Origin of the sequence: Mycobacterium liflandii (assembly GCF_022354805.1) — a bacterium.
GTDB lineage: Bacteria > Actinomycetota > Actinomycetes > Mycobacteriales > Mycobacteriaceae > Mycobacterium > Mycobacterium marinum.
In genome coordinates this window covers 4977503-5003974 of sequence record NZ_CP023138.1, presented here as the reverse complement: position 1 = coordinate 5003974, position 26472 = coordinate 4977503, and the positions used below count along the sequence as shown (strand labels likewise).

Annotated in this window: 16 protein-coding genes and 8 pseudogenes; 7 read left to right on the top strand and 17 right to left on the bottom strand. The window is 63.5% G+C overall.

The window, feature by feature from the left end:
* Positions 1 to 70: 70 nt before the first annotated feature.
* From CKW46_RS22160 to CKW46_RS22140, 5 genes and pseudogenes are all read right to left on the bottom strand, one after another.
* Positions 71 to 1090 (bottom strand): hotdog fold thioesterase, encoded by a 1020-nt coding sequence (locus tag CKW46_RS22160; RefSeq protein WP_117437092.1) that lies wholly within the window; start codon positions 1088 to 1090, stop codon positions 71 to 73.
* An 80-nt stretch (positions 1091 to 1170) separates the two neighbouring features.
* Positions 1171 to 1614 carry an Rv1419 family lectin gene (locus CKW46_RS22155; protein WP_020786628.1) on the bottom strand — a complete coding sequence of 148 codons (444 nt, stop codon included), beginning with the start codon at positions 1612 to 1614 and terminating at the stop codon, positions 1171 to 1173.
* 286 nt (positions 1615 to 1900) lie between these two features.
* Positions 1901 to 3104: pseudogene (locus tag CKW46_RS22150) on the bottom strand (ISAs1-like element IS2404/ISMul1 family transposase).
* A gap of 61 nt (positions 3105 to 3165) precedes the next feature.
* Positions 3166 to 3579 (bottom strand): Rv1352/Rv1906c domain-containing protein, encoded by a 414-nt coding sequence (locus CKW46_RS22145; RefSeq protein WP_117436635.1) that lies wholly within the window; start codon positions 3577 to 3579, stop codon positions 3166 to 3168.
* 300 nt (positions 3580 to 3879) lie between these two features.
* On the bottom strand, positions 3880 to 5148 hold the full coding sequence (locus CKW46_RS22140) for a PE-PPE domain-containing protein (protein WP_235065723.1): 1269 nt from the start codon (positions 5146 to 5148) through the stop codon (positions 3880 to 3882).
* 252 nt (positions 5149 to 5400) lie between these two features.
* Between CKW46_RS22140 and CKW46_RS22135 the strand changes: the two are divergent.
* Positions 5401 to 6604 (top strand): annotated as a pseudogene (locus CKW46_RS22135) (ISAs1-like element IS2404/ISMul1 family transposase).
* Here CKW46_RS22135 and CKW46_RS22130 read toward each other — a convergent pair.
* From CKW46_RS22130 to CKW46_RS22105, 6 genes and pseudogenes are all read right to left on the bottom strand, one after another.
* A complete protein-coding gene (locus CKW46_RS22130; RefSeq protein WP_482052405.1) occupies positions 6601 to 7041 on the bottom strand; it encodes a PE family protein in 441 nt (146 codons plus the stop codon). The pseudogene CKW46_RS22135 and the gene CKW46_RS22130 sit on opposite strands and share 4 nt — an antisense overlap.
* A gap of 203 nt (positions 7042 to 7244) precedes the next feature.
* On the bottom strand, positions 7245 to 8738 hold the full coding sequence (locus CKW46_RS22125; protein WP_117436194.1) for a class I adenylate-forming enzyme family protein: 1494 nt from the start codon (positions 8736 to 8738) through the stop codon (positions 7245 to 7247).
* Entirely contained in the window at positions 8735 to 9670 is a 936-nt protein-coding gene (locus CKW46_RS22120; RefSeq protein WP_020786633.1) for an acyl-CoA dehydrogenase family protein, read from the bottom strand. The genes CKW46_RS22125 and CKW46_RS22120 overlap by 4 nt, the downstream gene beginning before the upstream one ends.
* Positions 9667 to 10824 carry an acyl-CoA dehydrogenase family protein gene (locus CKW46_RS22115; protein WP_117436195.1) on the bottom strand — a complete coding sequence of 386 codons (1158 nt, stop codon included), beginning with the start codon at positions 10822 to 10824 and terminating at the stop codon, positions 9667 to 9669. Before CKW46_RS22115 ends, CKW46_RS22120 begins: the two co-directional genes overlap by 4 nt.
* Positions 10825 to 10827: 3 nt before the next feature.
* Positions 10828 to 11936: pseudogene (locus CKW46_RS22110) on the bottom strand (acyl-CoA dehydrogenase family protein).
* Positions 11933 to 12987: pseudogene (locus tag CKW46_RS22105) on the bottom strand (acyl-CoA dehydrogenase family protein). Before CKW46_RS22105 ends, CKW46_RS22110 begins: the two co-directional pseudogenes overlap by 4 nt.
* 83 nt (positions 12988 to 13070) lie before the next feature.
* Here CKW46_RS22105 and CKW46_RS22100 point away from each other — a divergent pair.
* Positions 13071 to 13919, top strand: a pseudogene (locus CKW46_RS22100) (LLM class flavin-dependent oxidoreductase).
* A 122-nt stretch (positions 13920 to 14041) separates the two neighbouring features.
* On the opposite strand, the gene CKW46_RS22095 reads toward CKW46_RS22100, so the two are convergent.
* Positions 14042 to 14728 carry an MFS transporter gene (locus CKW46_RS22095; RefSeq protein WP_193376235.1) on the bottom strand — a complete coding sequence of 229 codons (687 nt, stop codon included), beginning with the start codon at positions 14726 to 14728 and terminating at the stop codon, positions 14042 to 14044.
* A 24-nt stretch (positions 14729 to 14752) separates the two neighbouring features.
* Positions 14753 to 15253 carry an MFS transporter gene (locus CKW46_RS22090; RefSeq protein WP_252872408.1) on the bottom strand — a complete coding sequence of 167 codons (501 nt, stop codon included), beginning with the start codon at positions 15251 to 15253 and terminating at the stop codon, positions 14753 to 14755.
* A gap of 160 nt (positions 15254 to 15413) precedes the next feature.
* On the opposite strand from CKW46_RS22090, the pseudogene CKW46_RS22085 reads away from it, so the two are divergent.
* Positions 15414 to 16616, top strand: a pseudogene (locus tag CKW46_RS22085) (ISAs1-like element IS2404/ISMul1 family transposase).
* A 16-nt stretch (positions 16617 to 16632) separates the two neighbouring features.
* On the opposite strand, the pseudogene CKW46_RS22080 reads toward CKW46_RS22085, so the two are convergent.
* From CKW46_RS22080 to CKW46_RS22070, 3 genes and pseudogenes are all read right to left on the bottom strand, one after another.
* Positions 16633 to 16917: pseudogene (locus tag CKW46_RS22080) on the bottom strand (MFS transporter); the annotation flags it as partial.
* An 89-nt stretch (positions 16918 to 17006) separates the two neighbouring features.
* Positions 17007 to 18272 (bottom strand): cytochrome P450, encoded by a 1266-nt coding sequence (locus CKW46_RS22075; protein WP_015356624.1) that lies wholly within the window; start codon positions 18270 to 18272, stop codon positions 17007 to 17009.
* A 742-nt stretch (positions 18273 to 19014) separates the two neighbouring features.
* Positions 19015 to 19836, bottom strand: a complete 822-nt coding sequence (locus CKW46_RS22070; RefSeq protein WP_020726071.1) for a FadR/GntR family transcriptional regulator — start codon at positions 19834 to 19836, stop codon at positions 19015 to 19017.
* Positions 19837 to 19933: 97 nt separating this feature from the next.
* Here CKW46_RS22070 and CKW46_RS22065 point away from each other — a divergent pair.
* The 4 genes and pseudogenes from CKW46_RS22065 (at position 19934) to CKW46_RS22050 (ending at position 24644) form a co-directional block, all read left to right on the top strand.
* Positions 19934 to 22340, top strand: a pseudogene (locus tag CKW46_RS22065) (CaiB/BaiF CoA-transferase family protein).
* A gap of 17 nt (positions 22341 to 22357) precedes the next feature.
* Positions 22358 to 22549 carry a ferredoxin gene (locus tag CKW46_RS22060; RefSeq protein WP_117438190.1) on the top strand — a complete coding sequence of 64 codons (192 nt, stop codon included), beginning with the start codon at positions 22358 to 22360 and terminating at the stop codon, positions 22547 to 22549.
* Between the two features lie 534 nt (positions 22550 to 23083).
* Positions 23084 to 24259 (top strand): aromatic ring-hydroxylating oxygenase subunit alpha, encoded by a 1176-nt coding sequence (locus CKW46_RS22055; RefSeq protein ID WP_482052403.1) that lies wholly within the window; start codon positions 23084 to 23086, stop codon positions 24257 to 24259.
* A gap of 64 nt (positions 24260 to 24323) precedes the next feature.
* Complete coding sequence (locus tag CKW46_RS22050; RefSeq protein ID WP_036426428.1) at positions 24324 to 24644, top strand: hypothetical protein; 321 nt, start codon at positions 24324 to 24326, stop codon at positions 24642 to 24644.
* Between the two features lie 113 nt (positions 24645 to 24757).
* Here the strand turns inward: CKW46_RS22050 and CKW46_RS22045 are convergent, their stop codons facing one another.
* Positions 24758 to 26446 (bottom strand): MDR family MFS transporter, encoded by a 1689-nt coding sequence (locus tag CKW46_RS22045; protein WP_482052402.1) that lies wholly within the window; start codon positions 26444 to 26446, stop codon positions 24758 to 24760.
* Between the last annotated feature and the right edge of the window lie 26 nt (positions 26447 to 26472).

The following is a 26472-nucleotide window of genomic DNA, read 5'->3' as shown; positions in this document are numbered from 1 at the left end:
GCGATCTCGTTGGAAAAGTCTCGATTCTCACCTAGTGGTAATGACGTTACCACTAGGTGCAAGGCTGCCGCTAACCCGTTTCGGTGGTGTCATTACGGTCGATGATGGCGAAATTCACCGTCGCCGTTGCGGCAAGCTCGTCGGCGCTATCGACGAAAATATCGACTTGCATGACCAGCGCTCGCCGGCCGGCCCTGAGCATTCGCGGCACCGCGCGGGCGGCGCCCTGTCGGATCGGGCGCAGGTAGCGGATGAACAGGTCGGCTGTGGTCATGGCCGCGCCGGGCGGCAAGTACTGCAGGCCGAGCTGGCCGCCCGCGACGTCTGCGAGCGTGGCGATCAGGCCGCCTTGGAGGGCTCCGGAGGTGTTGACCACCTGTGGGCTGACGGGCATCGTCATCGCGAACCCGTCATCGTGGGAAGGTTCTTGGCGCATCCCGATCTGCGCGAACAGCTCGGTCAGCGAGGATGCGGCCGACTCCTCGGTATCACGAACTCCCAGGGCCCGGCTGCAGAACTCGTAGAGTTCGCCGAAGTCTATCGGCGTTGCATTCAATTCAGTTCCGAGCCAACGTAATCGAAGCGCACCGAGCACGGTTTGCATGACGATCGCGGCCGCGGCCCCGACGTCGAGACCGGGATTGAACATGCCTTCGGTGATGCCTTGTCCGACGATGTCGCGAATCAACCGATGCAGCGGGGAAAGCACTCGGGCGTATTCGCGAGGCCGGGTTTCGGCGAGGTGCCGATTGTAGAGGCTCAACGCACGATTGAGGCTGTCCTGGGTGCCGGACTCCGGTTGTGCGCTGATGCGATCAATGACTAGTTTGAGTGCGGCGGTGCTGTCGAGTCCGGCGGCCTCGGCGCGCCATAGTTGTGCGGTCTGGGACATGGTCCGGTCGAACAGTGCCAGCAGCAGCTCGTCCTTGCTGCTGAAGTGTTGATAGAACGCTCGCAGCGACGTCTTGGAGCGGGTGACGACTTCCTGCACCGTGAAGTCGGTGCGTCCGGTCTCGCCCAGGATTTCCACCGCCGTTTTGATGAAGCGGTCGGCGCGCGTCGCTTCAACTTGCTCGCTGGGGCCGGCCATGGGCGGATTCTCCTCTTTGGATGCGTTGTCCGGAACGCTTTGAGAATGAGGTTACCGCGATTTGCCGGCTATCCGAGCGACTAGCGGCTCTCCGGTGGTGTGGCCACCCACGTCCCAGGGGCCGGGCCGCCGAGGACCGTGAGGCAGCCGCCGAATTCATTGGTGACCTGGCCGTTGGGCTGGATGGTCCAATGCTGGCTGAACCAATCGACGCAGGGCTGTAGGTGCACCGCCCAACTTTGCCCCGGCATGTTTAGACATTCCCCGGGGAAGGCGACGCTTTCGAGCTGCTGGGCGTCGGTGAGATTCCAGCGCTGGAAGTCCGTCCCGTTGCAGGGGTTGATCACCACCGGCGTGATCCAGCTCCCGCTCGGGGCATCCAGACACACATCGCCCAACCGGCTCTTCAACTGAACCGGGCCGTCGGCACCTGCCTGACCAGCGTTGAACGTCGCGGCGCCGAACACCATGCTGACCACGACAATCACCCGGCGCAGTCCGCCCATCAACTGCGACTGACCCATCTCGGTTCCACCTTTCAGCTTTGGTACACCGAAGTCGCCACCGGCTTGGTGCACACCGAGACCACTACCGCTGCAAACGATCGGTCGCAAGCAGCAAGTTTGGTGCACCGCCGGGCCGCTCCTTGTCGCCGACCCGCGGCGGATTTTGCTAGCCGGGCGGTCGGGCGGACCCCACCCTGGTCGATGGACTGGAGGCAGCACGCTGGACCCGCTGGCAATTCAGGTGACCCGAGTCCAGGGTTGGCAGTTCTGCGACTCGAAGGCCTCAGGGCTCCGGCGTTGTTGATTAGCAGGCTTGTGAGCTGGAGAATTGTGGATTGAGGAGGTCTAGGCGGCGGTTGGCGGTCAAAGCGGTGATCCGGCAGGCTTCGGCGATGTTGTCGGCGCCGTTGAGGCGGTGCAGATTGATCGCGGTGTTGCGTAGCGTTGCTAGGACCTGTGCGCCGTTTCCGGTATGTGCCCTTTGACGGTCTTCGTCGAAGGTGACGTCGCGTATCCAGTGCAGGCTGTTCTCGATTCCCCAGTGTTGACGCATCCAGGTCATGATCGCGGTAGGGCGGGCGTGCTCGAACGGCAGGCTGCAGATGGCATAGACCACCTCCACGCTGCGCTGGTCGGTGGCGGTGATCAAACGTTCACGAGTGATCCGGATGATTTGTTTTGCGTAGGGGAAGCCGATTCCTCGTACAGCGGTGATGATTTGCAGGGTGCGGGTCTCGACACGGCCGTGGCCGCGGGAGTCGTCGGTAGCGGCTGCGGGCACCTCGGCCCAGGGCAGCGCGGTGATACGCGCAAGTATTTTGGCTTGGTTGGACTTGACGATCATCAGGTAGTGCGACTTCAAGGTGGCGCAGATCAACTTCGCGGTGACGACCTGGGTATGCATCGCATCCACGGTGACCAGCCACCGCAAGCTACCCGGCAGCAGCGTGAGCAGGGCACGTACGCAGGGAATTTCATTGCTTTTCTCGGCGACAGCGAGTTGACCGAGCACCAATCGGGCACGGTGGGCGAACACCGACACGAGATGCGTGGCTGTCGCTTTGGCGCGTAAAGGCACCACGCAGCATCTTGCCGTCCAACGCGATCGGCACCAATCCACTGGGGTCGCTGCTGGCCACGTGTGCAGTGAAGTAACTGCCCATCCTGGCGTTGAGGTCGGCGGGGTCTAGCCGAGACAAAACAGCGCGGAAGGTCTTCTCACTGGGCCGCCGGAACCGGACCCCTAATTAGGCCAACACATCATCGGGAGCGGTGGCCGCCCATGTGGCAAAACCAGCATAGCCGCGCATCCCCGCGGCAGTGGCCAGAACCGCGATCGCCAACAAAGCCATCAGCGAATACCTCCGACCGCGTGGGTCCCTCGGGTCTGGCACCGAGGCCAACACATCGAGAAACTCCGATCCGATGAGCTCGCTGCGCTCACCAGGACTCCAGCGGTCGAACACCTCTGGAACCGACGACACAGGCAATACTGAAACGGTAGGCACGGGCAACTCCAGACCAACGACGAACAGTAACCAACTCGATCGTTCTCCAGATAGCCCGTGCCTACACTCCGGCCCCAATAGCGCGGCACCAAAGATCATCAACCCAGCTCACAAGCCTGCTAATCAACAACGCCGGAGCCCTGTCGAAGGCCTTGACCGTCGAATTGATATTTGCATACATCGGGCCGACAGAAATATTCGTTTCGACGACGTGATCCTTGTTCGCATCGGGCGTGCTGTAGGTGAACCACACGCACATCGAGTCCTGTGTCGGCACATTGTTTATCCACACCGTCCAGTCCGATGCCGACCCGACAGTGTGGTAGAGGCCGGTCGCAATGTCGGGCCCGACGAGAAAGAATCCGTTGCCCGGAATCGGGTCTATCGGGTCCGCGAGGGCCGGTGGCGCGAGAGCGATGGTGGCCACCCAGGTGACGAGGCCGGCGGCCGTCCGGCGCAGACGCGGTAGGGGCATGTTTCCTCACCAGATAGTTGCCGATTCCATTGGCAGCGTATGCCCGGGCGCGCCGCGCCTCAATAGTTCTTGAAGAGCCTTAACCGGACGGTGCGGCGTCCGCAGTCGTGCGGTGCCGGCGTTCTGGGCGCCCATGGAGTCTTAGCCGAGAACTCCGCCAGGGCATTGCCCAGCGCGACAACGAGATTCGCTGCTGAGGAGGGCGACACCGGTCGGCGCGGGCGTCCACCCGCCGATGGCTGGGCCGTCGCGAGAACGCGATCGGCTGCCGGCCGGCGGGGCCACCCATCAGAGCAGGGGTCAGAGGAACTGGCTGGCAACTCCCAAGAAAGCCCTCAACTCGAAACCGCCCGCGAGCGTGCCCAATGCGATGTTGGCGGCGATGGGGGCGCCGAAGGCATAGACCAACCCGCCGGCAGGGTCCCCATTGATCGCTTGCTCGATCCCGCTCAGGAACAGGTTGAGGTCGTAGGACGGGACAGAGGTGACGAGCGCATTGGCGATGTCAGCGGTGGGAAGCAAGAACGCGTAGGTGTTGGCGGCGGTGTTCGAAATGTCGTTGACGATGGTGGTGTTTGCCGACTGTAGGAAGTGGATAAAGTCATTGGGGGAGAACGTCGCTGGCGACAGCCCGGCCAGTAGCGTGCCCCCAGCGCCCGACGCCCCTAGTGGAGCGGACAGCAGCGTCGACGGCAGGTTGGAGTACGCCGATATCTCGGCGTTGATGTCACTGACGAAGGCGTTGACTCCTTGCTGGGTTCCGATGGCCAGATAGCCCGGCAGTGAAGTGGTTGCTTGCAGCGGCGGGAGGACCCCGAACGGGGTGGGCACATTCGGCGGCGAGGTCGACCATCCATAGGCGGGATCGCCGTAGCCCCAGTTGACCAGATACCTCAAATCAGGCTCGATCAGGTCCGCAATCGGCGTGCCGATGACCGGGATTGCCCGCACTGGATCCAAGAGCGGCAGATGGGGGCTGGGGATCATGTAGTAGTTGGTCGATGTGGGGCCCACCGTGTTCGTCAATGGGATTGCGGTATCCAGCTGTTCGGGGGTAAGACTCGGGTACTGGCCGTGCAAGGACTGGATCCCCAGGAAGGCATTGAGGTCCGCCAGGAAATTGATGGGGTATCGAGGGAAGTCCGCGGCGCCATCGTATTCGAGTGTGAAAACGTTGGTGGGAAACGAATTGTCTGGCGTTGAGCCGTAAAAGTCGAGACCCATACTTGGCAGGCTGAGGCCGGGGAAGCGGGCAAACAGCCCGCCGTTGGGGTTCATTGGGTTGCCGAACAATGAGAAGGTCAGATCGTCGAAATATGGGCTGCCCGCGGCCCCTGAATTGGTGGGATTGAGTGCTCGCATCACCAGCGAAGCGATCATGGCGCTCTGCGAGTCGCCCGTGACGTTTACGGTGTTTCCGCTGGTGAGCAGCCCTAGGTAAGGCGGATTCGTGCCGACCAGGGTGTTGGTGAGGATGGCTACGCCCTGGGGGACCGACACGTTGAGGGGCAAGGTCTTGATACCGGTATCGATGTAGAACTGGGCGGGTGTGAACAGCCCCTGAACCAAGGCCGGGTCGACCGGAAAATACGGCGCGACGAATTTGGAAACAACATTGCTGATGTAGGCGGGCGACGGGATCGGGTTTCCGCTGCCGCCGACGACCAGGGTGTAGATCCAGGGCTCCGGCGTTGTTGATTAGCAGGCTTGTGAGCTGGGTTGATGATCTTTGGTGCCGCGCTATTGGGGCCGGAGTGTAGGCACGGGCTATCTGGAGAACGATCGAGTTGGTTACTGTTCGTCGTTGGTCTGGAGTTGCCCGTGCCTACCGTTTCAGTATTGCCTGTGTCGTCGGTTCCAGAGGTGTTCGACCGCTGGAGTCCTGGTGAGCGCAGCGAGCTCATCGGATCGGAGTTTCTCGATGTGTTGGCCTCGGTGCCAGACCCGAGGGACCCACGCGGTCGGAGGTATTCGCTGATGGCTTTGTTGGCGATCGCGGTTCTGGCCACTGCCGCGGGGATGCGCGGCTATGCTGGTTTTGCCACATGGGCGGCCACCGCTCCCGATGATGTGTTGGCCTAATTAGGGGTCCGGTTCCGGCGGCCCAGTGAGAAGACCTTCCGCGCTGTTTTGTCTCGGCTAGACCCCGCCGACCTCAACGCCAGGATGGGCAGTTACTTCACTGCACACGTGGCCAGCAGCGACCCCAGTGGATTGGTGCCGATCGCGTTGGACGGCAAGATGCTGCGTGGTGCCTTTACGCGCCAAAGCGACAGCCACGCATCTCGTGTCGGTGTTCGCCCACCGTGCCCGATTGGTGCTCGGTCAACTCGCTGTCGCCGAGAAAAGCAATGAAATTCCCTGCGTACGTGCCCTGCTCACGCTGCTGCCGGGTAGCTTGCGGTGGCTGGTCACCGTGGATGCGATGCATACCCAGGTCGTCACCGCGAAGTTGATCTGCGCCACCTTGAAGTCGCACTACCTGATGATCGTCAAGTCCAACCAAGCCAAAATACTTGCGCGTATCACCGCGCTGCCCTGGGCCGAGGTGCCCGCAGCCGCTACCGACGACTCCCGCGGCCACGGCCGTGTCGAGACCCGCACCCTGCAAATCATCACCGCTGTACGAGGAATCGGCTTCCCCTACGCAAAACAAATCATCCGGATCACTCGTGAACGCTTGATCACCGCCACCGACCAGCGCAGCGTGGAGGTGGTCTATGCCATCTGCAGCCTGCCGTTCGAGCACGCCCGCCCTACCGCGATCATGACCTGGATGCGTCAACACTGGGGAATCGAGAACAGCCTGCACTGGATACGCGACGTCACCTTCGACGAAGACCGTCAAAGGGCACATACCGGAAACGGCGCACAGGTCCTAGCAACGCTACGCAACACCGCGATCAATCTGCACCGCCTCAACGGCGCCGACAACATCGCCGAAGCCTGCCGGATCACCGCTTTGACCGCCAACCGCCGCCTAGACCTCCTCAATCCACAATTCCCCAGCTCACAAGCCTGCTAATCAACAACGCCGGAGCCCTGGGTGTAGATCGGGTCCCCGGCTGCGGCCATCGGCGCGGCGGCCGCCATCGCACCCGACGTGCTGGCCGCCGTGCCGCCCAGCAATGCGCGGATGGGTGAGCTCAGCGTCGTCAACGCCTGCGACAAGGTGGCCGCGCCGGCGGCCTCGGCCTGCGTGTAAACGCTTCCCGTCGCGGCGAGCGTGGCAGCGAAGTGGTCGTGAAACACCGCGGCGTCTGTGATGACGGCTTGGCACTCCTGGCCGTATGCACTGAACAGCTTCGCGATGAGCTGTGATACCTCATCGCCGGCCGCGGCCATCATTGCGGTTGTCGGGCTTGCCGCGGCAGCGTTGGCCATGCCGATCGCCGACCGGATGTCGGCGATGTCCGCGGCCGCGGTCGTCAGAATGTCTGGCTGCGTGATCACATAAGTCATCGGACCGTCCTTCGCAACGATGAAGGCCATCCGACAGTTGCCGGTACTCGGTTGTGCTGATCGGCAAAAGCCGGCCACCGGGAAGGCGCTACTTGAGCGTAGAGGGATATATCCGGTGTGTCCGGGGTTTGCGCGGCGAGCGTTCGGGGCCCGGCTTTCCCAACGTGGAAGACCCGCTTGTCGATCACGATCCGCCGTTGCGGTCAGCCGCCGCGGGCGGCGATCATCGCCGATCGATTCACTTTGGTGGCTGCCGTGCGCGGGATCTGGTCGACGAATTCGACCGTCTTGGGCACCTTGTACGGTGCGAGTCGATTCTTGGCATACTCGATCACCTGCTGCTCGGTCAGCGGTGCCGCGACTTGTACCACCGCGTGTACCCGACGTCCCCAGCGTGCGTCGGCGATGCCTATCACCACGACGTCGGCGATGCCTGGATGCCCGGCCAGTGCCGACTCGACTTCTGCCGGAAAAACATTCGCTCCGCCAGTGATGATCATGTCGACGCGGCGGTCGACGATGTAGAGGTAGCCATCCTCGTCCAGATATCCGATGTCGCCCGCACAGCGATAGCCTTCGCCGGTCGACGGCAGCGGCGGTGCTCCACCGAGATAGCGGTATCCCGCGCTCATCGGCGCGCGCAGATAGACGTCACCGTGCTCGCCGGGGCCCACCGGCTGCTGCTGGGAATCCAGGATCTGGATCTCGGTTTCCCGGAAGCCGCGACCGACGCTGCCCGGATGGGAAACCCATTCGTCGCCGCGTAGCGCGGTGAGCCCGAGGTTCTCGGTCATTCCGTAGGCGGTCACGATCTTCTCCGGGCCGAGTAGTTCGAACCAGGTGTGCAACAACGACGGTGGCATCACGGCGGCGCCTTGCAGGATAAAGACGATGCTGGACAAGTCCCGCTGCCGGATACCCGGGATCGCGGCAATGCGCGCCAGCATGGTGGGAGTCGCGGTGAAGTTGGTGACCCGAAAGCGTTCGATCACATCCACCACCAATGCCGCATCGAACTTTTCGAGCACCACCAGATGGTCGCCCCCCAGCAGCATCAGGAAGGTGGCGAAACCGTTGGTGTGATACATCGGTGCCGGCACCATGATGGTCTGCGGCTGGGCTACCGGGGTCCAGGCCGACAGGAACGGTTCGCCGTGTTCGGGGGTCCACAGTGACGGAGCGAGATTGAGAATCACCTTGGGTACTCCGGTGGATCCGCTGCTGCAGATGCCGTTGGCGGTGGGCGAAACAGCCGTGGGCAGCGGATCCCGGGATTCACCAGCCGCGTGGGCCTGTAGCCGCCAACGGTTGTGTTCGTCGACGATCACGGCGGGATCGATTACCGCGCGTACCCGGTCGCGCTCCCATTCGGGCAGATCCCAGTGCATGGGAATGGGAATCGCGCCGATTTTCCAGCACCCCAATGTGGCCAGCACCAGATGCTGCGAGTTCGGAATCGCCAAGGCCACCAGGGAGCCCGTCTGGGCGCCATGGGCGGCCAGAGTCCGTCCCCACTGGTTGGCAAGGCGGTCGAGTTCACCGAAGGTCATCGATTGCGTGCTGCCCTCGGGTGCGACGATGGTCACCGCAGTCTCGTCGCGACGTTGTTCGGCAAGCTCCTCGAGCCTGGTTCCGAAGGGCACCCCGTCCGCCAACGGGTTCGTCGTGGTGCCGGGCCCCATCGGTTGGGTGCTCATGCCGATACCGGTGCGCTGAAGAGAGTTTCCAGAGAGCCGTCCGCCGCGTCAGGTATCAGCCGGATGGCCAGCGCTTCGGCGCACAGAGGTAGCCGGATGAGTGGTTGGGTATGCCGATCCAGCACGCTGATGTCGGACTCGTCGCAGAATCCCAGGGCGCCGAGCAGTTGGTGTGAGATGCGCAGCACCTGGCGCGCGGTATCGGCGGCCTTGAGCCGTAGCAAGAGCGCATCGGCTGAACGAACCCGCGCCGCATACGATTCCGTGCGGCTGATGGTGTACTTGGCCAGTTCAGCGAGTCCGCGCACCGCGACGGCCGCATCCGCGACACAAAACCGCACTGTCTGGAAGTCCGCCAGCGCCTTGCCGAATTGGATCCTGGTCCGTACGTGGGCGGTGACGATGTCCAGTGATTGTTGCACCGCTCCCAGGATGCGCCACGATCCCAGGACGAGATGAAGATCGATGTCACTGGCCGCGACGGTTCCCTCTGGGGCACCCAGCGTGGCTGGCACCAGGAACGGGCCCAACTTGGCGGCCGTGCGTGCCGCCGGCTGTGGCCGATAACGGGCTCCATCGAGATCGGCGGCGATCCAGGAGCCGGGCAGATCGCCGTGGTCAATGCGCGGTAGATCTGGGTTCACCAAGGCCAGCCGGGCCCCGTCGATGGACAGCAACTCCTCGACGAGCGGGTAGGGGAGCGCTACGGTGCCGGCAGCCCGGCAGAGCACGGCGGCGGCCAGCAGGTCATCGGGCCCGGATCGGACGTCCAGTTCAAATGCGCCAAGGTCGTCGAGGGCGGCACGGGCCGCGCGGCGGATGCCGTCGTCGGTCTCGGCTCTTAGCGCCGCTGGTGGCCCACCCACCCGCGCCAGGCGCTTGGCCGCGACGCGGGCAAAGTCGATAACATCTTGCGGCAGTTCGGTATTCACCGGTGTTCTCCCAAGACATCACGTGCAACGAGCATTCGTTGCACCTCAATGGTGCCGGATGCGACGGTGGCTGCCTGTGCGTAACGCCAATGGTCCTCGATCGCCCCGTGCAATGGGGCCGTGGCGCCGCTGTCCAACGCGGCCGGTCCGAGCACGTCCAACAGCAACTCGGCGACCTGTTGATCGCAGGTGGTGGTGACGATGCGGGCGGCGCTTGCCGCGGCACCCGCGGTGGGATCGTCGCGCAGCGCGACCGCGCGGTAGGCCAGCAGGCGCGCGACGCGCAGGTCCGCTAGTGCCCGCACCCAGCGGACCCGAATCGACTCGGGTAATCGCGCCCAGTCGTCGCCGAGCTCGGTGCGCATCCGATCCAGCAATGATTCGCACCGGGCGTAACGGGCGATCCCGACACGTTCAAATGCCAGCGCTTCGCGCATCACTCGCCATCCGTCACCGGGCTCACCCAACACGTCGCTGGGCGACGCCGGCACCTCGTCCAGGAACATCTCGTTGAGGTGATGCGGTCCCAGCATCGAGGGGATCGGCCGGACCGTGAAACCCGGCCGGTCCATGGGAAGCAGAAACAGGGTGAGGCGCTTGGGTTTGGGCGCGTCCGGATGAGTGCAGGCCGCCAGCACACACCAGGACGCCATCTGCGCATATGACGTCCAGACCTTCTGGCCAGTGATACGCCACCCCGGGCCGTCAGGAGCTTCGGGTACCGCACGGGTGCGCAGCGACGCAAGATCGGTTCCCGCCTCAGGCTCGGAGAATCCTTGGCACCACACCACCTCGCCGGCCGCGATTGCGGACAGGTGCTGTGTCTTCTGCGCCGGGGTTCCGTAGCGCATGATCGCCGGGCCGACCCAGTTGATTCCCATGTACTGCGGACCGCGCGGTTCATGGCGGGCCCACATCTCTTCGCGCAAGACGGTCTGCTGCCAGATCGAACCGCCACCACCACCGTGCTCCTCCGGCCACGCCAGTGCCAGCAGATCCTCGGCGGCCAACAGTTTGCAGAATGATTCGGTGGTCGCGAGATCTTGCGGATCGGTGGTGCACGCACCGAGGAAGTCGTCGGGGATGTGCTCGGATATCAGCCTACGCAGTCGGTCTCGCAGTTGGCGGGCGTCATCGCCGAGGTCGTAGTCCATCGGTCATCCCTTCGGCAGCCCGAGTAGTCGCTCGGCGATGATGTTGCGCTGGATCTCAGATGTTCCGCCGTAGATGGTGGCGGCCAGCGCGTCCTGGCGTTCGAGGAGCAGATCAGCGTCGCCGGCCCAGGATAGCCTCGCGGCCACGGCGGCAAGGTCCCAAACCCGCTGCAGCGTAACCGAACCAACAGTTTCACGATGTCGGCCTCCGGGCTGGGGCGCCCGGCGAGCTCGTTGTCCAGAGCGCGGTATCCGGTGGCACGCAGTGCTTCGGCGTCGGCCAGTAGCGAGCCCAGCTCGCTGTAGACGTCGTCGTCCTGGGTGTTACGTGCCACCTGCAGCCCGCGCTTGATTTCGACCCAGTTCATGATCCAGATCATCTGACGTTCATGGTGCAGTGAGGACAATGCGACATCCCAGCCACCGTGCAGAGGGCCCAGCAGGTTGTCGAACGGCACTTCGACATCGTCGAGGAACACCTCGCAGAAGATCTCATCGGAGACCGATGCCATTCGAATGGGTTCGACACGGACCCCGGGTGACTGCAGGTCAAGAATCAGGCAGGAGATGCCGCGGTGTTTCGGCGCATCCGGGTCGGTACGCGCATACAGCGTGCACCAACGCGATTCGTGAGCTTGGGTGGTCCAGATCTTGTGGCCGTTGACCCGAAACAGCGCGCCGTCGAGTTCGGCGCGGGTGCGCAGACCGGCGAAGTCCGACCCGGCTTCCGGTTCGGACATGCCCAATGCCCACCATTGGTCGCCGCGCAGCAGCGGCACCATCAGGCGATCGATCTGGCTGGGTGTACCGAACTGACGAAGACCCGGCGCAACGACGTTTGGTCCGGCGATGTTGGGCAGCTTGGGCGCCGATCGCAACGCGGCTTCGATCCGGATCTCCATGGCTTCGGCCAAGCCCAGCGAACGCCCGCCGTGGCGGCGGGGCCAGGTGGGTTGGATCCACCCCGCCTCGAAGGCGGCACGTTGATAGTCCCGCCGCAGGGCAATGTCCCAGCGGCACCGGGGGTATCGCTGGTAGTAGTCCCTTGGCAGGAAGTCGGCGAGCCAGCTCGCGAATTCTTCGGCGACTGGCACCGCTGGAGCCGGCGTCATTGCGGGCCTCCGGCAAAGCGGCGTCCCACCTCGTGGTAGAGCGCCCGACTGTCGCCCAACTGTGCGGCCCCCTGCCACGCATGCCGGACGTAGAGGTGGATGTGGTGTTCCCAGGTTTGAGCGATGGCGCCGTACACCTGGACCGCGGTAGTCGCGCAGCGAACCGCCGCGTCGGCCGCCGCGGCCTTGGCCAGTGCGGCAGCGGTCCAGTCCGGCGCGGGATGCGAGGCTGCCGCGTAGGTAAGACTGCGGGCGCGCTCCACGCTGACGTAGTTGTCGGCCAGCGCGTGCTTGATCCCCTGGAACCCGCCGATCGGCACTCCGAATTGATGTCGCGACTTCGCATGCTCGACGGCATGTTGCAGGACGGCGTCTGCCACGCCTACCAGGTCGGCGGAAACGGCCAGTAGCGGTGCGGTGACCACGGATTCGATCGATGCAACGGGCGCAATGAGCGCCGGGATGGCATCGACCTCGAGGTCGGCAAGGGGCTGGGCCGGGTCGGATGACTGCATTGTCCTGGTCGTGACGCCATCGCCGCGGCGTAGCACGGCGGCCACCGGCCCGTCGGCGGTGGTGGCGAGTGTGACGATCAGCGCGGCGCGCGCCAGATTGGGGACCGCGACCGCATGCCCGCGCAGCCGTCCGTGCTGCAGCACCATGGGTGGGCGAGCCAACCGATGGCCGGGGGACTGCACGGCCAGAGTGGCGACGACACCCGCGGCGATCTCGCTGAGGACGTCCTTTGCGGCAGGGCCGCAACCGCGCAACACGCCCGCGGCCATACCTATGCTGCTCAACAACGGGATGGGGCGATGGCGCGACCACATTCTTCAAGGACCAGCGCCCGTTCGACCGAGCCGAAATCATCCCGGCAATCCGATGCCGCGAGTGAGGTCCAGCCGAGGTCTACCAAGGTCTTCCACGGTGCACGCCAGCATTGCGGATCGGTCATCGCCTGCCGGGCGGCGTCCGGTGGGCACGCGGCGCGCAGGATGTCGCGAGCGTTGTGGCGCAGCTCCAGCTGCTCCGAGGTCAGATCCACATCCATAACACCCCTAACATAATAAAACTAGTAAACTAGGCGATCGGACGCAATCGAGCGAACGGTCCAGGACACACACGGGTGGATGCATGATCGAGTGGTTCTTGTTCCTGCCGCAGCTGCGGTTGGCGGTGTCGGAGTTCGTGCAGCGGGCGATGTGCGCGGAAGATGCCGGGTTTGACGGGGTGGCGTTCATCGATCATCTCGAAGCTCCCGGGCAGCGCGATGAAAGCATCTGGGAAGCAATGAGTATCGCCACTTGGGTGGCGGCCAAGACGTCGCGATTGCGGGTCGGGCACCTGGTGCTCTGCGACGCGTTCCGACACCCGGCCGTGCTCGCCAAGCAAGCCGTCACCCTATCGGCCGCGTCGGGCGGCCGCTTGGAGCTGGGCCTGGGTGCCGGATCCTGGCCGGTTGAATTCACCAGATTCGAGGTTGGACAGCAGAATCCGGTGGACCGGGTGCGACAGCTCGAACGAGATCTTCGGCTGATCATGCGGTACTGGGGGGACACCGATGAAGCTCAACGCCCCCGGCCTTGGTACCCGATTCCGCTGCTGTTGGGCGGTAGCGGGCCCCGAATGATGAGACTCGTTGCACAGTAAGCTGATTGGTGGAATCTTCAGGCGAACCAGCTCGACCGATTGCCACGGTTGGCCTCGTCGGTTGGGTCAGCCCGAATATCGGTTCAACAGATGGTGGGCTTTGTCCGTAGCGGTGAAGATTCGGCCAGCGTGCGTGAAGCGAGCACCCGCAGATTCGCTCACCTTGGGACGGGGTTGGTCTGCGGCGGCGCCGGAGAAATGATCGAACACTTTGCCGGCCTGGCCGCGCAGGGAGTCCAACGGTTCTACGTTTGGTTCGCCGACTTCGCGGCTGCGGATACGTTGGCCGAGTTCGGCGAATCTGTCATCAAGGAGTTTGCGGATCCCCGTTGACCGTGACCCGGGGCCGGTGGGCTTTGTTGAGGGCACCGACAGGCGGCAGGGGGAACCATCCACAGCGCGCGCCGAACTGGACGTCGAGGCCGGGGCGTTGATCGATACCGGTGAATCGGGGTTCAGTCGGCAATGAAGAATGCGGTGGCCATGCCGATCAGCGCGATCAACGCCAGCAGGAGCATTGACTGCGACATCACGGCCGCGAAGGGCTCCCGCAAAGACTCGACCAGTTGCACACCGGTCTTCTCGGCTTCCCGGAGCGCGGATAGCTGCGCGCTATCGGAAGGGGTCGGCATCTCGGCCGCGGTCCGCGATGCGATGAATGCGGCCATCGAGGCACTACCCAGCAGCTGGCCGAGGCTTCCCGCTGTGTTGTACACACCCGAGCCGGCGCCGGCCAGCTGGGGCGCCAGTTTGCGGGTAGCGGTAGCGGTCAGTGCTGGCCTGATGAACGCGAGCCCGAGGCCCAGCACGATCGTCGGCATTATCAAATGCGATATCGAGGTATCGGGGACCATCTCGAACGACAGCCACGCCAACGCTACTGCCACCGTGGCGAAGGCGCACCCGAGCACCGGCCGCTGATTTGATCTATCCACGATCTTGCCAACTATGGGCGTAACCAGAAACGCCGCGATTGGCATGGGTGAACACAGCAGTGCCGTTCCCATCGGGGATAGTCCACAGACCATCTGCGCATAAAAGATTGTCGGCAGTCCCAGCGCCATGATCAAGAGGCCGTAAACGACGATCCCGAGACTGGACCAGGCAAACTCCCTATTGCCGAAGATTCGTAGCGGAATCAATGGCTCACCAGAGCTGATTGCTTGTCAATAAACGAATAGCGCCATGAGCACAACGCCCGAAAGCAGCATGATCCAGATCCAGAGTGCCCAACTTGCGGATTGCCCCTGCTGGAGGGCGAAAACGACTAAGAACATGCCGATTCCGGACAACCCGAGGCCGAGCAGGTCGAACTGGCGAGCCTGGGTGGGCACCGCCGGGATGAACCACGCCGCGAGTATCAGCCCACAAATTCCGATGGGGACATTGATGAGAAAGATCCATTGCCAACTTAGCCCGCTGACCAGCGCACCGCCGGCGAACGGGCCCACGAGAAGGGCGAGGCCACCGATGGCACTCGAGATGCCCAACGCCATACCCCGGCGCTGTGGCGGGAGTATCTGAGTAATCGTCAGCAGTAGCTGTGGGGCCAGCAGCGAGGCACCGAGGCCCTGCGCGACTCGCGCGCCGATGAGCATTGTCACGCCTTGCGACAAGCTGCACCACAACGAGCCTACGGTGAATATCGTGAGGCCGATCAAGTACATTTTCTTCGGGCCGAACCCAGGGCTCCGGCGTTGTTGATTAGCAGGCTTGTGAGCTGGGTTGATGATCTTTGGTGCCGCGCTATTGGGGCCGGAGTGTAGGCACGGGCTATCTGGAGAACGATCGAGTTGGTTACTGTTCGTCGTTGGTCTGGAGTTGCCCGTGCCTACCGTTTCAGTATTGCCTGTGTCGTCGGTTCCAGAGGTGTTCGACCGCTGGAGTCCTGGTGAGCGCAGCGAGCTCATCGGATCGGAGTTTCTCGATGTGTTGGTCTCGGTGCCAGACCCGAGGGACCCACGCGGTCGGAGGTATTCGCTGATGGCTTTGTTGGCGATCGCGGTTCTGGCCACTGCCGCGGGGATGCGCGGCTATGCTGGTTTTGCTACATGGGCGGCCACCGCTCCCGATGATGTGTTGGCCTAATTAGGGGTCCGGTTCCGGCGGCCCAGTGAGAAGACCTTCCGCGCTGTTTTGTCTCGGCTAGACCCCGCCGACCTCAACGCCAGGATGGGCAGTTACTTCACTGCACACGTGGCCAGCAGCGACCCCAGTGGATTGGTGCCGATCGCGTTGGACGGCAAGATGCTGCGTGGTGCTTTACGCGCCAAAGCGACAGCCACGCATCTCGTGTCGGTGTTCGCCCACCGTGCCCGATTGGTGCTCGGTCAACTCGCTGTCGCCGAGAAAAGCAATGAAATTCCCTGCGTACGTGCCCTGCTCACGCTGCTGCCGGGTAGCTTGTGGTGGCTGGTCACCGTGGATGCGATGCATACCCAGGTCGTCACCGCGAAGTTGATCTGCGCCACCTTGAAGTCGCACTACCTGATGATCGTCAAGTCCAACCAAGCCAAAATACTTGCGCGTATCACCGCGCTGCCCTGGGCCGAGGTGCCCGCAGCCGCTACCGACGACTCCCGCGGCCACGGCCGTGTCGAGACCCGCACCTTGCAAATCATCACCGCTGTACGAGGAATCGGCTTCCCCTACGCAAAACAAATCATCCGGATCACTCGTGAACGTTTGATCACCGCCACCGACCAGCGCAGCGTGGAGGTGGTCTATGCCATCTGCAGCCTGCCGTTCGAGCACGCCCGCCCTACCGCGATCATGACCTGGATGCGTCAACACTGGGGAATCGAGAACAGCCTGCACTGGATACGCGACGTCACCTTCGACGAAGACCGTCAAAGGGCACATACCGGAAACGGCGCACAGGTCCTAGCAACGCTACGCAACACCGCGATCAATCTGCACCGCCTCAACGGCGCCGACAACATCGCCGAAGCCTGCCGGATCACCGCTTTGACCGCTAACCGCCGCCTAGACCTCCTCAATCCACAATTCCCCAGCTCACAAGCCTGCTAATCAACAACGCCGGAGCCCTGGGGCCGAACCGATCACCGAGCCGGCCGGTCGTTAGTAGCGGCACCGTGCTCGCCAGCAAGTATGCGCTGGTTACCCAGATCACTTTGCTGTAATCGGCGTCGAGGCTAACCTTGATGCTCGGGTTGGCGACCATGACGACGGTGATGTCGAAGCCGATCATGAACCAGCCGACCATCAATGCCCAGAGGGCATACCAGGGTTTCTGCGAGTCTGCCGGGCTTCCGAGGAGGGCCGATGTTGTTGATCTGGCGCGCCGCACGGCGTTGGATAACTGAACCATCGCAGTAATCGCCTCTCTTGGCCGCAGCTGTCTAGGGGTGATCCGCAGGGTTCGGAACTTGTTGAGAGCAAGCGGATGTCGCCTGCGGTCTAGTGGCGTCGGTGTACGACAATCTGCCCACCGTCCTTCGGCGTAAATGCAATCCCGCGGTTGTGCCAGCGCTCGTCAGGTGCCGCATTGGGTTCGATGGTGAAGTGTTGCAATACCGTGCGTAGCACCACGTCGATCTCCAGATTGGCTAAGGCAGCCCCGATGCAGCGGCGAGTCCCGCCACCGAATGGGATCCATCCGAGCGACGATGGCTTGCCCCCCATGTGGCGATGCGGATCGAAGCGCTCCGGGTCGGGAAAGACCTCGGGATCGGATTGAACTTGTTCGATATGAAGGTGGACCGAATACCCTTGGGGCAGAACCCATTGACCGAGCCGGTAATAGGGCGAGCAGGCGCGTCGAACTACTCGATCGATCGCCGGCCTGGTCCGCTGGACTTCCAGGATCGTCGCCTGCCGGAGGGCGCGACCGCCCCGGTCGGCCTCCTCAACCAGGGCCGCCAGCACATCGGGGTGCCGGCCCAACCGCTCGAACGCCCAGGTGAGCGTAGCTGCAGTGGTTTCATGCCCTGCGGCCATCATTGTCAACAGTTCATCGACAATATCGTTGTGCGACATGGCCGAACCATCGTCGTAGCAGCTGCGCAGCATCAGCGCGAGCACGTCGGTTCGTTCGGCTAGATTGGGCCCGGTCCGAGCCGCTTCAATCAGTTTCTCGATGACGATCTCGCACTGGTGGCGCATTTCCGCCAGCCTTGCCCACGGACTGTAGCGGCCGTAGTCTCGTCTAGGCCTGGGCAGCAATGCGATCCGCAAGCCGAGAGTGACCCATGGCGGAACGAGTCGCCGTAGTTCATCGAGTTCGGCGCATTCGGGCCCGAAGAGGGCGCGCAAGATGCCACCTAGTGTGATTTGAGCCATCGCGGGCATGGCGGGAAACGACTGGCCCTCGGGCCAATTGGCGACTTCACGAAGCGTCTCGTCTTCGATGATGGACTCGTACGACTTCATGAGGTTGCCATGGAACAGCGGCATCAGTAGACGCCGGCGCTGCCGATGTTCCTCACCGTCCAGGGAGAAAATCGACCCCGGGCCGAACAGCCGGCCGAGATTGGGCTCGATGTTGCCCAGCTCCTCCGGGCTGGTGGCTAGGACTTGCTTAGCGAGTAGGGAGTCACCGACGACCACGATATGGCCATAGAGCGGCAAGTTGACCGAGAAGACTTTTCCGTAGCGGCGCGCCAATCGCAACAGCAGCCAACGGCGTAGTGCAACGTAGGTAATGGCCTGCAGCGCCTTCGGCATTCGGAACTCCGGGGGCAGCCTGACGGCGGGGGTACTGCGGCGGCGGCAACTAGTTCGGTCATGGCTGCGCTCCGAGCGACTGGGAGGGGGGAGCCGGTCAACTCACGGAAGAACTATGAACTGCTAACACTGTTTCTATGGTTGTTAATTGTTTCTATTAATTGTCGTTTTCGTCAATGATGCGACATGTAGGACAAAAAGTGAACCCATCGAAAACTTTTCTCGGCTTCGCGCGCGAGGCATTGTCAGCTGGGGCGCGTGCTCCCCGCTCCGACCGGCTCGGTCATGGCAAGCCGATCATGGTCGCGGGGCAAATCCAGCCTCGAGTGTCCGCGACACCGCGACGGATTCCGAGATGCACTCCGCGGCACGGGAATCAAAGAGGCCGATGTTGTCCTATCTGGGCAGATCTTGATGTGCTTCGCAACCACTCGATCGTGCCGTTGTGGCGCGGGTGGTCGGTGCCGGCAGCGCGCAGTTTGGCAGAAGTGTGGGTGGCTTCCCTGCCCCTGGGGGTTTCCTGTAGATCTCCTGGTAATGCCTGGCCATCCCGATGGTGTTTGGGTGGTGGCCAGGCAGGGTCAGACATTTTTGGGGTTGGTCGGCGCTGTTCGTCGTGGCGCATCAACCGCAGTTGCGATAGGAGCGGGCTTGGTCACCAGTCCTGAAGCCGTGATTGCCGCAGCGTGGACGAGTTGGTTCGGTACCGGTAGCCAACGCGGCTTCGCAGGGCGTCAGGATTTCAGGGACGGCGCATATCACGCGGGCGAGACAATGCCTGGGGCGAAAGCGCGTAGATGCGTTGTTCGGCGCGACCCGACAGGACGTAGGTCTGGGTGTCGGCCAGGTGCCGGCCGGCGATGCGTCGGGCTCGGTCCACGTCGCCTTCGGCGATCGTCTCGGTGAGCTTGATGTGCGTATTGAGTACCGCGCGGCGTTTGGCCAGTGACGGGTAGGTGCCGCGGGCCGCGCTCTCGTCCGCCCATTGCTGTTCGTGACTGGTCCACAGCGTCTCCAGGCTGCCGACCACCGCGATGATGGTGTGGTTGCCGCAGCCGCGCACGATGAGGTCGTGGAACTGCCGGCCGATCTCGGTGAACATCGCGCCGTCGTCGAGGTGCTCAGACATGGCTTCGTTGACCCGTTTGAGTTCGGGCACCAGCGTGTCGGCCCGGTCGGGCCGCTGCGCCGCCAGTGCGGCACAGGCAGGTTCGAGTTCCTGCAACGCCGCGCCGAGGTCGCTCACGGCCACGGACTCGCTCTGCAGGAGCAGCCCAAGCATGTAAGCGGCGCTGGTCTTGGCCGGTGCGTGCACGACCGCACCGCCACGATTGCCCCGCCGAACCGAAACCAATCCCTCGGTTTCCAAGATCCGCAGCGCTTCTCGCAGGGAAACCAGACTGACGTTGAACTGTTCGACCAGCACTTCCTGGCGTGGCAGCAGGTCGCCGTCGGCAAGCTCGCCGTCGATGATCTGCCGGCGCAACTCGTCGGCTACTATTTCGGCAATTCTCGGTGCTGACAGTCTGCGTCGGGGGTCAGGGCCAATACCCAAGGCGGTCATCCGGTCCTCGCGCTAGGCAACAGGGGGAGCGCACGGCCGCTGGCTCCGCGAACTCGATTTGCTTAGCTATCTTAGCAGTGATGGCATAGATAGAACTATGCTCGGCAGCGTGAGTCATGGGTCTGAGGGCCGACCAACCCCGCTGGACAAGTTGCACGTACTCGAGATCAGTGACCGCATGGCCGGTAGCTATTGTGGCAAGCTGTTGGTTGATGCGGGCGCCCATGTGCGCAAAATTGAACCGCCACAAGGTGATCCGCTAAGGACCTACTCGGCGAGCTGTGCTCCGGTGCCAGAAGGTGCGCCAGCCGCACCGTTGTACTGCTATCTCAACGCCGGCAAGCAGAGCCTGACCCTGGCGCCGGATTCGCAGCGCTACCGCGCCGAGCTGGCCGCAGCAGATGTTCTGATCGTCACCGCCGGGCGCTCGCAGGCCGGGGGGCTGGGCATCGATCCGGTGCAATTGCTTGCTGACTCGCCGCAGGCCATCATCGTCACGATCTCCGACTTCGGCTGGGCCGGTCCGTTCGCTGAGCGTGCCGCTAGCGAGTTCACCCTGCAGGCGTGGGCGGGCTCGCCTGGCTTTCGCGGTGATCCGGCTGGACCGCCCATCTCGATCGGCGGAGACCTGGGCGAGTACATGGGCGGCGCGTTCGCCGCATTCGGTGCGCTGGCTATAAGTCGCCGTGTCGAACGTGGCGGTCCGGGGGAGCACCTTGACTTGTCGATGCTCGAGGCGATGGCGCTGATGCAGAGCAGCGAATGGCTGCATTCGCAGCTGCTGCAGGTTCCGTCGGTTCGACGCACCCTCGAGGTCCCCTCCATCGTGCCCGTCAAAGACGGTTACGTCGGCATTACCATGGTCACCGGTCAGCAGTGGCTCGACTTCTGCGCGATGGTGGAATGCCCCGAACTGGAAGATATTCCGCAGTTGCGCTTCCAGATCGGCCGATGGGAATACCGGGACCTGATCCGAGAATCGATCGGTCCCTGGATGGCCGAACGAACCGTCGAGGAGATCGTCGAACTGGGACAGCTCTTCCGGCTACCCATCGCGGCGTTGGGCAACGGTGCCACCATCCGCAACATGGACCACATCACCGCGCGTGGGGTCTTCGTGGAAAATCCCGCGGGCTTTCACCAGCCTCGCCCGCCGTGGTTGATGTCGCGCTGCGCCCCGGCGCCGGTTGGACGCACCGCTGCGCCCGGTGCGGACGTCGACGACGAGCCCCGCTGGTCCGCGGCCGAATCCAAGCCCAAGCCGGTAGACCAAGGCCTGCCGCTGGAGGGGGTTCGCGTCATCGATCTCACCGCTTTCTGGGCCGGCCGCGCCGCCACCCACCTGCTGGCCGGCGTTCGGAGCCGACGTCGTCAAGATCGAGTCGATTCAGCGTCCGGATGGCATTCGCTATTCGGGGGGCATGCGCACCGACGTGGATGACTGGTGGGAATACGGCTGGGTGTTCCATGCAATGAACACCAACAAGCGTTCGGTAACACTGGATTTGGGCTCGGTTGAAGGTCGCGGTCTGTTCCTGAGGTTGATCGCCGATGCCGATCTGGTTATCGAGAACTTCTCGCCGCGGGTAATGGACCACTTTGGTCTCAGCGCCGACGTGCTGCTGCAGGCCAATCCCAAACTTGTTGTCGCCAGGATGCCGGCGTTCGGACTGGACGGCCCGTGGCGCGAACGGGTCGGGTTCGCTCCCACCATGGAACAGATCGGGGGCCTGACCTGGTTGACCGGATTGTCCGACGCGCCACCGGTAACGCCGCGGGGAGCCTGCGACCCGCTGGCCGGTGTCCATGCCGCTTTTGCAGTGCTTGCCGCGCTGAGCTTTGCCGACCGAACCGGGTTGGGTCAACAGGTCGAACTGCCGATGGTCGAAGCGGTACTGAACACCACCGCAGTTCAGCCCATCGAGTTCGAGATGTTCGGGACTACCCTGGGCCGAAGGGGTAATCGTGGCCTAGGCGGGGCGTTGCAGAACATTTATCGCTGTGCCGGTGACGACGATCATTGGATCGCGGTCAGCGTGTGCGACGACCGGCAATGGCGGGCACTGGTTGACCTGATGGATGATCCGCCGTGGTGCGATGCGGGCTTATCTACCGCGGCCGGGCGGCGAGATCGTGCCGACGAAGTCGACGGCATGTTGCGGGAATGGTTTGCCATCCAGCCGCGGGACTCGACAGTGGAATTAATGGCCGCAGCCGGTATTCCAGCCGCGCCCGTCGTGTCGCCTTCGTCGGTGACCGAAAACCCGCAACTGCGCGGCCGCGGGTTCTTCGAGGGGCTGCTCCACCCACGCACCGGCCCGATGCTCTATCCCACGCCGCCGTTCGCCCGGCTGGCCGGCCAGAGCGAATGGTTACGGCGCCCGCCGCCAACATTGGGCCAGCACACCAAGGAGATCCTGCGGGATCGGTGCGGGCTGAACGAGCACGAACTGGAGCGACTCAGGGCCGGTGAGGTAATCGGGACCCGTCCCAAGGGCGTCTGATGGCAAAGGAGTAGCCGATGCGAGTGATCGTTGACGAGACCTTGTGTGAGGCGAATGGATTCTGTGAATCGCTCGCCCCGGGCATCTTTGCGCTCGGAGATGCTGACGTGGTGCAGATCGCCGATGGCCCGGTGCCTGCGGATCGTCAGATCGATGTGCACGCTGCCGTCGACCAATGCCCGAAAGCCGCACTGCGGCTCATCGACTGACGTCCGAACTACCGTGCGCCCGGAGCGGCCGCATCGCAGTCATTGAAGGTGCTCCGAGCTGGGTGAAGCGCAGAGTTGGATGACTCCGCACCCTGGGGGGCTTGGCGGCACTCGATACGCGAAACCCCGCATGGATTGATCTCATCGCCCTCGCGCCCCCGTAGGGCAGGTGCAGACTTTGCCGCCCGTACCTTCAAACTCGGCCACATCAGACACATGTCGCTGCCGCTCAGCGGGAGTCGAAAAGCGCTGACGGTACCAACGTCTGCAACTGCGGTGCCTCTTGGGCGGTTGCCAAAGAAGGGGCGCCATCGGGGGCTGTAGGCCGGCAAGGTGGCGCTGAGCCGATTCCGAAACGGATTGCTGCACAGTGGTAGAGAACCGAGAGCCGGACGCGCGAGAGTGAATGACTCCGCCGCGCCGCGCGGCGCCGGGGCCTACCCTGTTCGGACAGCGGCCTTGCCCGGTCCGCTCCCGCGTTGACGTGTGGTGCCTAAAATAGTAAAAATAGGCATGGTCGTCGGACCACGAAGCATGAGCGCGGCTCGGTTGCCGCTTGGCCGCCTGGGAAACGGAGGCCTTGTGGCGCCTTCCACCTCGAACTCGGCCTCAAACTCGGCCGAAGAACTCTCCGAACAAGAATTCGGTCCCTCCGGCATCGCGCTGTCGCCGTACCGGTTCCCGACGGGGTGGTTCATCGTGGCGTTCTCATCCGAGCTGGGTGCCGGCGAAGTCAAGCGAGTGCACTATTTTGGTGAAGAGCTGGTGTTGTTCCGCACCGCGTCGGGACGGGTGCATGCGCTGGACGCCTACTGTCAGCACCTAGGCGCGAACCTGGGCGTCGGCGGCACCGTCGAGGGTGAACACATCGTCTGCCCATGGCGCGGGTGGCAGTGGCGCGGTGACGGCACCAACGCGCTGATTCCCTACAGCAAGATCGGCTGCAAGAAGAACGTACGAATCCGCAGCTACCCGAGCATCCAGTGGTACGGCTTTATCCTGGTCTGGCAGGAGCGCCACGGCCGGCCGCCCTACTGGCAGCCGCCAGTGCTGCCCGAGCTGGAAACAAATGAGTACTACCCGTTGCACCCACATACCCGGATGCTCAACCGGGTCAAGGTGCATCCGCAGATGATCATCGAGAACGCCGCGGACCCCTACCATGTTCAATACGTGCACAAGGCGGCCAGTCCCGCCAACACGGCCTCGTTCGAGGTCTCCGGCTATCACCTGCACGCGACAGTCAATGCGAACTTCGGCGGCGGACGGACCAAGACATGGCTGACCCCGAATGGCCCGGTTGATGCGAAGATCGTCTACGACAACTATTCACTGGGCCTCGGCATTGTGCGCTTTCCAAGCGGATTGGTGGCCACCGTTCAAGTCACCGGACAGACACCGGTCGACGAGGACTACACCGACTACTTCTACACCCAGGCTTCCATCCGCGAACCCGGCGACGCCGGCGACGTACCGACCGGTCGCGCCGCAAGGTTCCTGGCGCTGCAGCAGGAAGTCATCAAACAAGACTTCTTCACCTGGGAGAACATGAAATACCTGGAGAAGCCGAACCTGGCTCCCGAAGAGGCGCGCGACTATGCCGCCCTTCGTCGCTGGGCGCACCGCTTCTACCCGGGGGCGCAAACCTCGCCCGCCGATTTCGGATACACCGCCGACGGCCTGCCCGATTCGGCCGCGTCGAAAGCCTGATCGGCAGCTGAGCGGGCCCTTCGGTCCGTCTGATCTCGGAGTCGATCGCTTCACGGTCCCGGCGGTGCGCGACCGGCGTGCGGCACGGCCGAATCCGAACTTCGACGTCCGGATCGTCGACGACGACGGCACCGGACTGCCTACCGGCATGGTCGGTGAGATTGTCTGTCGGCCCGGCTACCCCAACGCGATGAGCGCGGGGTACCTACGTCAGCACAGCGGCTTCGGGTTGCACATTGCCCCGCACCCGGACGGGTTTCACATCGGCCCCCCGGACCGCGAGAAGAAATGCCTCAGGCAGTACATCGTGACGATAACCTGGTGGTGTTCTGGCGCCGGCTGGGCTGCCCGCCTTCTGCACGGCACGCATGCGCTAGGGGATTGAACCCAGGGCCTGGGATCGCGACAAAATGGCTACATCCTCGGCCGATGAGTTGGTGTGCCGCGCAGTAGTATCGACAAGCGCCACCAAGGCATGCAGGTGACGGTGGGCCGGGACTATCGAACCGGCCCCATGGCGGGATCAACACCGAAATCCGGCTCCTTGCCCGGCGCGCCTACGGATTCGCCGGTGTCCAAGTCGCCCTCGAGCTTGTTCTGCTGACCCGACCCATCGCCGGGCGGCACGCGTGCGTCGTGGTCCCTGTTGTGGATATCGCGCAACGGGACTTCGCGCATGAATAAGGCCAAGACGAAACCAATGGCGGCGACCGGTGCCGCGCAAAGGAATACCTGGGCTAGTGATCCGGCGTAGGCGTGCACGATCGGCGCCGCCACGGCAGGGGATTGTCGGTGCAGCGCTTCGGGGGAACTAGCCACCTCGGTGGCCGCGCCGGTGGCCGTCAGCGCCGAAGCCAGCCGCGAGTTGAGGAAGTTGACGAACAAGGAACCGAAGATGGCGGCCCCGAACGAGCCGCCGATGGTTCGGAACAGGCTAACGCCAGAGGTCGCAACGCCCAGGTCTTCGAACTCCGACGTGTTCTGCACGATGATTACCAGCACCTGCGAGGACATCCCGATGGCGGACCCTAGGATCAGCAGGTAGACCGACTGCACTGCCGCAGAGGTCGATTCGTCCATGCGAGACATCAAAAGAAACGCGAGTGTCATCAGCGCCGTGCCCAGGACTGGAAAGATCTTGTAGCGGCCGGTGCGCCCCACCATGCTGCCGCTACCGATGGACGTGATCAACATGCCGATCACCATCGGCAGGATGCGCAGTCCCGAGGCGGTTGCCGAAACGCCGTTGACGTACTGTATGAATGTTGGCACGAAGATCAGTGCGCCCAGCATCGCGAACCCCACGACGAACCCCAGCACGCAGCTCACGCTGAATACCGGCGCGGCGAACAGGCGAATTGGCAGAATGGGCTGCGCGGCGGTGGTTTCCACCCAGACGAACACGGCTAGAGTCACGCCGGCAGCCGTGAACAGACCAATGATGGGCGCCGATCCCCACGCGTAGACCGACCCGCCCAAACTGGTAGCCAGGGTCAAGGCGGCGAGGCTCAAGCCAATGAACATGATTCCGGCATAGTCGATTACGGGTCGGGTTGTCGCCGCCAGCGCCGGGATCGCCGCCGTCGCTACGCAGATCACCACCGCCGAAACCGGGAGGTTGATCCAGAATGCCCACCGCCAGCTCAGGCAGTCGGTGAAGTAGCTCCCGAGCAACGGGCCGCCGATCGTCGCGATACCGATTACCGCGCCGAGGATCCCCTGATACCGACCCCGATCTCGAAGTGGCACCACCTCACCGATCAGGGCGATAGCGGTGACGGTGATGGCGCCTCCGCCGACGCCCTGTAAGGCACGGGATGCGACCAGCATGGTCATCGACTGCGTCAGCCCACACGACACCGACCCCGCCACAAAGAGCAGCACGGCGACTTGAAATACCCTCTTGCGTCCGAACATACCGCCGAGCTTGCCGACCAGCGCGGTGGCGATCGTAGAGGCCAGCAGGTAGCTGGTGACCACCCACGATTGGCGCCCCGCCTCTCCCAGGTCGGCAACGATGGTTGGCAACGCGATGGCGACGATGGTCTGATCCAGGGACGAGAGCAGTATTCCCAACACGAGCGCCACGAAGATGAAGTTGCGCCGCCTCGGGGTGATCAGCGCCCTGCCGGCCGCGAGATCGGTGGTCGGCGTGGCCGCGGCGACGGTGGCTCTCGGGCGCATCATGGCAGCCTCTCGGTCGTCGTCAGGGT